The organism is Phenylobacterium sp. (genome assembly GCF_037968635.1).
Classification (GTDB): domain Bacteria; phylum Pseudomonadota; class Alphaproteobacteria; order Caulobacterales; family Caulobacteraceae; genus Phenylobacterium.
Map to the genome: position 1 here is coordinate 1 of NZ_JBBKVV010000059.1, position 8,584 is coordinate 8,584.

Sequence of the window (8,584 nt, forward strand, 5' to 3'; positions counted from 1 at the left end):
GCTCGGCGCCGTCACGACGCCCGCGGCGGCGGCCACGACCGGCGCGTTCGCCGTCGTCTTCGGCCCGCTCTTCGCTCTCGCCGCGCGCTTCACGGGCGACGACCGGGTTGCGGCCACCCTCTTCGTCTTCATCGCCCTCGGCTTCGAGGATTTCCTCGTCTTCCTCGTCGTCCTCGATCTCGCTGTCATCGAAGTCGTCGTCGTCGGGCACATAGGCCTGCAGCGGCGTGTGATGCACCACGGCGTGCTCGGGACGCGCCTCGCTGGCCGTGCGCTCGATCTCATGATCGGCGTGGGACATCGCGTCGTCGATGACGATGGTGACGAACAGGCCAAGACCCTCGTTGATGCGCGCCAGGTGGTTGCGCTTCTCATTGAGGATGTAGAGGCCGACGGCGCGCGGGACCTTCAGGGTGGCTTCGCCGCCGCCCTTCAGCGCTTCGCCTTCAACGGTGCGCAGGGCCGACAGAGCGCTGGATTCCACCGAACGGACCCGGCCGGTGCCGGCGCAGTGTTCACAGACGTGGGTGGTGCCTTCCAGCACGCCGGAGCGGCGACGCTGGCGGCTGATCTCCATCAACCCGAAACTGCTGATCTTGCCCATCTGGACCCGAGCGCGGTCGTCCTTCAGGGCGTCCTTCAGCTTCTTCTCGACCGCTCGGTTGTTCTTCGACTCATCCATGTCGATGAAGTCGATGACGACCAGGCCGGCCAGGTCACGCAGACGCAGCTGGCGGGCGGTCTCTTCGGCCGCCTCCATGTTGGTCTTCAGCGCGGTGGCTTCGATGTTCCGCTCGCGGGTGGCGCGGCCGGAGTTCACATCCACGGCCACCAGGGCTTCGGTCTGGTTGATCACCAGATAGCCCCCCGAGCGCAGCGGCACGGTCGGGGTGTAGATCTGGGCGAGGTGGTCCTCGACCTTGTGCTTCACGAACAGCGGAGTGGCCTCGCGATAGGCCTGAACCTTCTTGGCCTGCGAGGGCATCAGCATGCGCATGAAGTCGCGGGCTTCCTTGAAGCCGGCTTCGCCTTCGACCCAGACCTCGTCGATATCCTTGTCGTAGAGGTCGCGGATGGTGCGCTTCACCAGGTCCTCTTCCTCATAGATGAGGGCCGGGGCCACGGAGTGCAGGGTGGTGTCGCGAATATTCTCCCACAGACGCAGGAGGTATTCGTAGTCGCGCTTGATCTCGGCCTTGGTGCGCTTGGCGCCCGCCGTGCGGACGATCAGGCCCATGCCCTGCGGCACGTCCAGGCTTTGAACCACGCCCTTCAGGCGCTTGCGGTCGGTGACCGTGGTGATCTTGCGCGAAATGCCGCCGCCACGGGCGGTGTTCGGCATGAGCACGCCGTAGCGGCCGGCCAGCGAGAGGTAGGTGGTCAGGGCCGCGCCCTTGTTGCCGCGCTCTTCCTTGACGACCTGGACGAGCATGATCTGCCGACGGCGGATCACTTCCTGGATCTTGTAGCGACGCATCAGCCGCCGGCGACGCCGGGCGACCTCTTCGTCCATGACGTCGTCTTCGTCGGCGTCGGACGCGTCGTCGTCGTCGTCGTCATTCTCGGAGGAAGGATTGGAACGCCCGCGCGGTTCGGGATGGTCGTCCTCGTCGTCGGCCTCTTCGCGCATCAGCGCTTCGCGGTCGGCCACCGGGATCTGGTAGTAGTCCGGGTGGATTTCGTTGAAGGCCAGGAAGCCGTGCCGGTTGCCGCCGTATTCGATGAAGGCGGCCTGGAGAGACGGTTCGACCCGCGTCACCTTGGCGAGGTAGATGTTCCCCCGGAGCTGTTTGCGGTTCTGGCTTTCGAAATCGAACTCTTCAACTCGGGTTCCGTCGATCACCACCACACGCGTCTCTTCTGCGTGAGCGGCGTCGATAAGCATTTTCTTGGACATGTAGGCGATCTCCGTGGCGCGCCTGGAGCTCTAGGCTCGGGCGCTGCCGGTTTGTCATGAGGGCGCGCGCGCTTTCGCCGGCCGCGTCAGAGACGCGGGCGGTGCAAGGCCGAAAAGGGGCTCGAGCGGCGCTGCCCATAGTTGTTTCCCAGGCGCACTCTTAGCGAGCACGGATCGGATTGATGCGTCATGGCCGAGGATTCGGCCGAAGCCGACGCAGGCTTCGCGCGGAACATGGCCCTGACAGGCAGGGCGTCCTCCGGCGCCGGGGGACATTGCAGCAGTAAGCTGAAAAAAGAAAGACAATCGGATTGCGTTCCCGCTCAGCGAGGAGGGGTTAACCGTTTCTCCACGCTGTATGGGGGTATATTGGGTTCAAATCCAAGAAGCGTGTGGTGTGGGGCGTTGTGCTCGCAAAAGTAGTTGTCGCCTTCGATCTGTTCGGGAAGCGCATCCTTGCGGCGCTCGCCGCGGGCGTCTGCTGCCTGGCGATCGCGGCCGTGGGCCAGGCCAACGCCTCGGGCGGCGGTGTGCTGAAGGTGCGCCTCGGCGGCGACCGGGCCGAAACGCGCATCGTCATCGACCTGGACCGTTCAGCGACTGGCAAGGTGGCGTCAGACGGCCTCGGCGATCGTCGGATCGTCGTGAACCTGCCCGGCGTCAGCGTTGGCCGAACCCTGCAGGGCGGCGGTCAGGGCCTTGTGAAGACCTGGATGTTGGACGGCGGGCCCCTGGGCGCGAGACTGCAAATCGACCTGGCGAGCGACGCGGTGATCAAGCGCCGCTTCCTGCTGCCCCCGGCCGACGGCGCGGCCAACTATCGCTATGTGATCGACATCGCCGCCGCAGCGCCTCTCGCGTCGGGCGAACGCGCCACCCTGATCTCCAACACCACGGCGACCATCCGGCCCCCACCGCTCAATCTGAAGAAGACCGTGGTCATCGACGCGGGTCATGGCGGCAAGGATCCCGGGGCCGTCGGCGCGAACGGCTTCGAGAAGGAAGTGACCCTGGCCGCCGCCCTGGCGCTGAAGGCGCGGCTTGAACGCACGGGGCGGTATCGGGTGGTCATGACGCGCTCCACGGACGTCTATGTCCCGCTGGAAACCCGCGTTCCGATCGCGCGGAAGTCGGGCGCGGACCTGTTCATCTCGCTGCACGCCGACTCGGGGCCCAACACCAGCACCCGCGGCGCCAGCGTCTATACGCTCGCGGATCGCGCGGTCGCCCGCTCTCAGAAGCTGGTCTCCAAGGACGACTGGTTCATGAAGGTGAGCCAGGCCGACCGGGGCGTCTCCGGCATTCTCTTCGACCTGACCCAGCGTTCGACCAAGAATCGCTCGGCCACGTTCGCCGAGTTGGTGCTGGACCGGATTTCGGACGGCGACATGCGCCTGCTGCGCCGCAGCCACCGCGAGGCGGGCCTCGCGGTCCTGTTGGCGCCCGACGTGCCCGCCGTGCTGCTGGAAATGGGTTTTGTGAACAATCCGGAAGACGAAGCCTTCCTTCGCGACCCTGCCAGCAGGACCAAGCTGATGAACGCTGTCGGTGACTCCATCGACGCCTACTTCGCGCAAGAGACCCGACTGGCGTCGCGGTAGCGCTGTTTAGGACCAGATCAAATCTGATCTGTTCAAACGGACTTCATTCCAAAAGATGGAGCGTGCGGGGCGGGCGAACCGGACTCCACTCCGTCGTGACCCACTCTAACTCCGCGCGCGTCACAAAACCGGCTTCCCCTTTTCCGAAACCCGCTCTAGACGATGACCATGCGGGAGGCGGGCGCCCGCGGAGGTCTGTTAGTCTTGAACCCCCCGGAAAGATGGGTCGCGATCGCCGGCGTCGCCGTGTTGAGCGCAATCGCGGTGGCTGGGTTCGCCATCGCCATCTACGCCGCTTGGCTGTTTCATGACATGCCCGACGCCGGGGACCTGGTGGACTATCGTCCGCCTACCGCCACCCGCGCCTATGCCTGGGACGGCACCCTGATCGGCGAGTTCTCCCGCGAACGCCGAATCTTCGTTCCCTACGACAACATCCCGCCGCAGCTTGCCCAGGCCTTCCTGGCGGCGGAGGACCGCAACTTCTTCCAACACTCCGGCGTGGACGCCATGGGCCTGACCCGGGCCATGATGCGTAACGTGCTGAACGCCGCCCGCGGCAAGCGCCTCGAAGGCGGCTCAACGATCACCCAGCAGGTGGCCAAGAACGTTCTGCTGACCAGCGACGCCACGGTGGGACGGAAGCTGAAGGAGGCGATCCTCGCCCGGCGCCTGGAGCAGACGCTGAACAAGGAGCAGATCCTTGAGCTTTATCTGAACGAAATCTGGCTGGGCTACCGCTCGTACGGCGTTGGCGCGGCCGCCTATAACTATTTCGGCAAGTCGATTTCCGACCTCACCCTGGCCGAGTGCGCCTATCTGGCGGCGCTTCCCAAGGGCCCGGACAATTATCATCCGATCCGGCGCAAGGCGAACGCCACCGCCCGGCGCAACTGGATCATCGGCCAGATGGCCGACCTCGGCTGGGTCAGCCGGGTCGACGCCGATAGCGCCTTGAAGGAAGACCTGAAGGTCCAAAAAGCCCCCAGCCGCGCCAAGTACCGCGACGCCGACTTCTTCGTGGAGGAGGTCCGCCGCCGCGGATTGGCCACCCTCGGCCAAAGGCTGAACGAGGGTGGCTACTATATGCGCACCACCCTGGATCCTGACATGCAGACGGCGGCCCGGGTCGCGCTGATGCATGGCCTGGAACAGTATGACCGCCGCCATGGCTGGCGCGGGGCCTGGGGCCACGTGACCATCGCGCCGGGCTGGGAAGCCCTGGCCAAGAAGAAGACCGTGCCCGCCGAGCGCCGCACCTGGCAACCGGCGGTGGTCACGGAGTCGTCCAACACCAACATCCGCATCCAGGTGGCCGAGGGCGGCGCGACCGGCGCTCTGGTGAGCGAGGACGTCGCCTGGGCCCGAGCGGGCCGTGGCGTGCCGGTCGTCGGCGACCTGGTGTTCGTCGAGCCGGTGGAGAAGGGGACGGGCTATCACCTTAAGCAAGTGCCGGCCGTGAACGGCGCCCTGGTGGCCATGGAGCCCAACTCCGGGCGGGTCCTGGCCATGGTCGGCGGCTATTCTTTCTCGCTCTCCAACTTCAACCGCTCCACCCAGGCGATGCGCCAGCCGGGTTCGGCCTTCAAGCCGCTGGTCTACGCCGCGGCCCTGGAGAATGGCTACACGCCGGGCAGTGTCGTCATGGACAGCGCCATCACGCTCAAGGGCGCGGCCGGGGCCGACTGGACGCCGGAGAACTACAACAAGAAGTACTATGGCGCCCTGACCCTGCGGAAGGGCCTGGAGCTGTCGCGCAACGCCATGACCGTCCGCCTGGCCCAAGGGGTCGGGATGTCAAAGATCAGCGACATGGCCATCAAGCTGGGGGTCGTGCGCGAGATGGAGCCTGTACTGGCCATGGCCCTGGGCGCGGGCGAGACGACGCCGTTCAAGCTCACGGCCGCCTACGCCTCCTTCGTCAACGGAGGCCGCAAGGTCGAGCCGCACCTGATCGAACTGGTGCAGGATCGCGAGGGCAAGACCATCTTCCGCGCCGACAAGCGCGACTGCCCGCGCTGCGATGCGGGCTTCAATGGCGATGAAAGTCCCCGCATCGCGCCAGGTGGCGCGCAGCTCATGGATCCCATCACCGCCTACCAGATCACCTCCATGCTCCAGGGCGTGGTCCAGCGGGGGACGGCGACGTCCGCGTCGGTCCTGGGACGCCCCGTCGGCGGCAAGACCGGTACGACCAATGAGTACCGCAGCGCCTGGTTTGTCGGTTTCACGCCGCAGATCGTCGCCGGCATCTTCGTGGGCTTCGACGATAACCGCAGTCTGGGCGAAGGCGAGACCGGCACTACGGCGGCGGTGCCGATCTTCACCGAGTTCATGATGGCGGCCACCAAGGACCTGCCCAAGACCGAGTTCAAGGCGCCCAAGAACGCCAAGTTCATCATGGTTCGGGGGATCCGCGAGGCCTTCAAGCCGGGCACCGAGCCCAAGGTCGCGGTTTCGACCGACGCCTATCGCCCGAGCGAGGGGCCCCAGCCCTATCAACAGGTCTGGCCCGATGGCCAACCGACCGGCGCGCCGGCTCCACCGGCCCCGCCGAAGAAGCAGGATGACATGAGCGGGTTGTACTAGGGCGGGCAAACCGCTACTGCCCGCCGCTCACCTTTCGAAGGAATTTTCCATGAGAGCGGATGTTGAGGCTGCCAAGGCCGACATCGAGCAGTCGATTGAACTGCTCAGGAGGCGTCTTTGACTGGGAACCTGCCCTTCGAAAACTTCATGAGCTGAACGCCCGGGTCGAGGATCCGACCCTCTGGGACAACGCCGAGGCGGCCCAGGCCATTACCCGTGAGCGCGCCAAGCTGGCCGCCAGCGTGGAGGCCGTGCAGTCCATCGAGCGCGATCTGGTGGACGCCGTGGGCTATGCCGAGATGGCCGACGAGGAGGGTGACGAAGCCTCGCTCGACGAGGCGCGCGCGCAGCTCAAGGGCCTTAAGGAGCGCGCTGGCCGTGCTGAACTGGAGGCCCTGCTTTCGGGCGAGGCCGACGGCAACGACGCCTTCATGGAAATCAATTCCGGAGCCGGGGGCACCGAGTCCAACGACTGGGCGGGCATGCTGCTGCGGATGTACACCCGCTGGGCCACCGCTCACGGCATGACCGTCGACTTCCTGGAGGAGACTTCGGGCGAACAGGCTGGGATCAAGTCGGTGACCCTGCAGGTCAAGGGCCACAACGCCTATGGCTGGCTGAAGACCGAGGCGGGGGTCCACCGCTTGGTTCGCATCTCACCCTTTGATTCGGCGGCCAAGCGGCACACCAGCTTCGCCTCGGTCTGGGTCTATCCCGTGGTGGACGACACCATCGTGATCGACATCAACCCGTCCGATGTGCGCACCGATACCTACCGGGCCTCGGGCTCCGGCGGCCAGCACATCAACAAGACCGACTCCGCCGTGCGCCTGACCCACATCCCCACCGGCGTGGCCGTGGCCTGCCAGGCCGGGCGTTCGCAGCACCAGAACCGTGAGGAAGCCTGGAAGCTGCTGCGCGCCCGGCTCTACGAGATCGAGCTGCAGAAGCGCGAGGCCGAGGCCCAGGCGATGCAGGATCAGAAAACCGACATCGGCTGGGGCCACCAGATCCGCTCCTACGTCCTGCAGCCCTATCAGATGGTCAAGGACCTGCGGACCGAGGTGGAGACCTCCGACACCCAAGGGGTGTTAGACGGCGATCTGGACGGCTTCATGGGCGCTTCCCTGGCCCAGCGCGTGGGGGTCACCCGCGAGGGCTAGGTGCGCGACAGCCGAAAGCGGCCGCCGGTTTGGGCGCCCGTCGCGCGCCAATCGAGGAGTCGAGCCGATGATCCGCTGTGAGTGGGCGCGCGAAGGGATCGAGGCCCTGAGGCCCCACGTCTCGGTCTTCGTGATCGTCGATGTGCTGTCCTTTTCGACAGCAGTGGACATCGCTGTGGGGCGTGGCGCGTTGATCTATCCGTTCCCGCTCGGCGACCACGAGGCGGCGCGGATCGCCGCCGAGAAGGTCGGTGCGGTGGCCGCGGCGCCCAAGCGCGCAGCCGGCGGCCAATTCAGCCTGTCACCTGCGAGCCTGCGTGACCTGAACCCTGGCGATCGCCTGTTGCTGCCATCACCCAATGGGTCGCGCCTGTCCCTCGCCTGCGGTGAGACACCTGTTCTCGCGGGTTGCCTGCGTAACGCTCGCGCGGTGGCCGCCAAGGCCTGGGACCTGGCCGGGCAAGGGGACATCGGCCTGGTCCCGGCAGGCGAACGTTGGCCCGGCGACACCCTGCGGCCGGCCATCGAGGACCTGATCGGCGCCGGCGCCATCATCGACGCTCTGGGCGGTGAGATGACAACCGAGGCGCGCGTCGCTCGCGACGCCTGGCGCAGCGCGCGGCCGGACCTCGACACTGTTATCCGCGACTGCCTGTCAGGCCGCGAACTGATCGAGCGCGGCTTCGAGATCGATGTGGACCTGGCCCTGGATCATGAGGCCAGCGCCATCGCGCCCATGCTCCGCGACGGAGCCTATGTCACAAGCTGAGAGCTCGGGGGTGTCGCGGTCTTGGGATCGGGACCGTAGCGGTTGTCGCCAGGCGTGCCGTCAAGGATCATGAAGATCAACACAACCAGCTGCCCGAGGACCGGCACGAGGCCCAGGAGAAGCCACCAGGCCGTGCGGCCGCTGTCGTGCAGCCTGCGGAAGCTGACCGCCAGAGACGGCACGAAGATGTAAAGGCAGAAGCCGAAATAGAGCAGGGCGATGATGCCGGAGGCCGGCGTCGCGAAGGCGTCGTGACTCAAGTCACCGCCGGCGAACCAGGAAAACACGCCCGCCGCGATCTGTACGAGGATGACGAAGAGCGCGAACAGCCAGTACTCCGACCGACGGGCGCGTCCGTTGAAGTCGGTGTACTTCCGTAGCGGTTACAGCATCTGGTCCATGCCGCGCTCCCTTGCCGATGGGGAAGCTTAACTGCTGCGCGACAGCCTGCAAGCCTGCGGCTTGGAAGCCCGAGGCGCCCTAGACGGGCTTGGGCGCCAGGCCCGGCGTCGGCGTCGGCGTCGGCGCAGCAGCCTGGACCAGCGGACTCGGAGCGGGGGCGGGC

5 protein-coding genes and 1 pseudogene are annotated in these 8,584 nt (G+C 66.3%); 4 read left to right on the top strand and 2 right to left on the bottom strand.

Annotation, left to right across the window (positions count from 1 at the left end; all coding sequences use genetic code 11):
• Positions 1-1,897, bottom strand: a 1,897-nt coding sequence (locus AAC997_RS06335; RefSeq protein ID WP_340644844.1) for a ribonuclease E/G, incomplete at its 3' end; no start/stop codon positions are given.
• Positions 1,898-2,292: 395 nt separating this feature from the next.
• Between AAC997_RS06335 and AAC997_RS06340 the strand changes: the two genes are divergently transcribed.
• The 4 genes from AAC997_RS06340 to AAC997_RS06355 all read left to right on the top strand — a co-directional run bounded on the left by AAC997_RS06340 (position 2,293) and on the right by AAC997_RS06355 (position 8,019).
• On the top strand, positions 2,293-3,498 hold the full coding sequence (locus AAC997_RS06340) for an N-acetylmuramoyl-L-alanine amidase (protein WP_340644845.1): 1,206 nt from the start codon (positions 2,293-2,295) through the stop codon (positions 3,496-3,498).
• 168 nt (positions 3,499-3,666) lie between these two features.
• Entirely contained in the window at positions 3,667-6,087 is a 2,421-nt protein-coding gene (locus tag AAC997_RS06345) for a penicillin-binding protein 1A (protein WP_340644846.1), read from the top strand.
• A gap of 49 nt (positions 6,088-6,136) precedes the next feature.
• Positions 6,137-7,250 (top strand): peptide chain release factor 2 gene (gene prfB, locus AAC997_RS06350; protein WP_340644847.1). Its coding sequence is split into 2 segments (ribosomal slippage): positions 6,137-6,205 and positions 6,207-7,250, totalling 1,113 coding nucleotides; the frame shifts between segments, so codons are not numbered across the junction.
• A gap of 67 nt (positions 7,251-7,317) precedes the next feature.
• Positions 7,318-8,019, top strand: a complete 702-nt coding sequence (locus tag AAC997_RS06355) for a 2-phosphosulfolactate phosphatase (RefSeq protein WP_340644848.1) — start codon at positions 7,318-7,320, stop codon at positions 8,017-8,019.
• Here AAC997_RS06355 and AAC997_RS06360 read toward each other — a convergent pair.
• Positions 8,004-8,420, bottom strand: a pseudogene (locus AAC997_RS06360) (DUF805 domain-containing protein). The gene AAC997_RS06355 and the pseudogene AAC997_RS06360 sit on opposite strands and share 16 nt — an antisense overlap.
• Positions 8,421-8,584 lie beyond the last annotated feature (164 nt).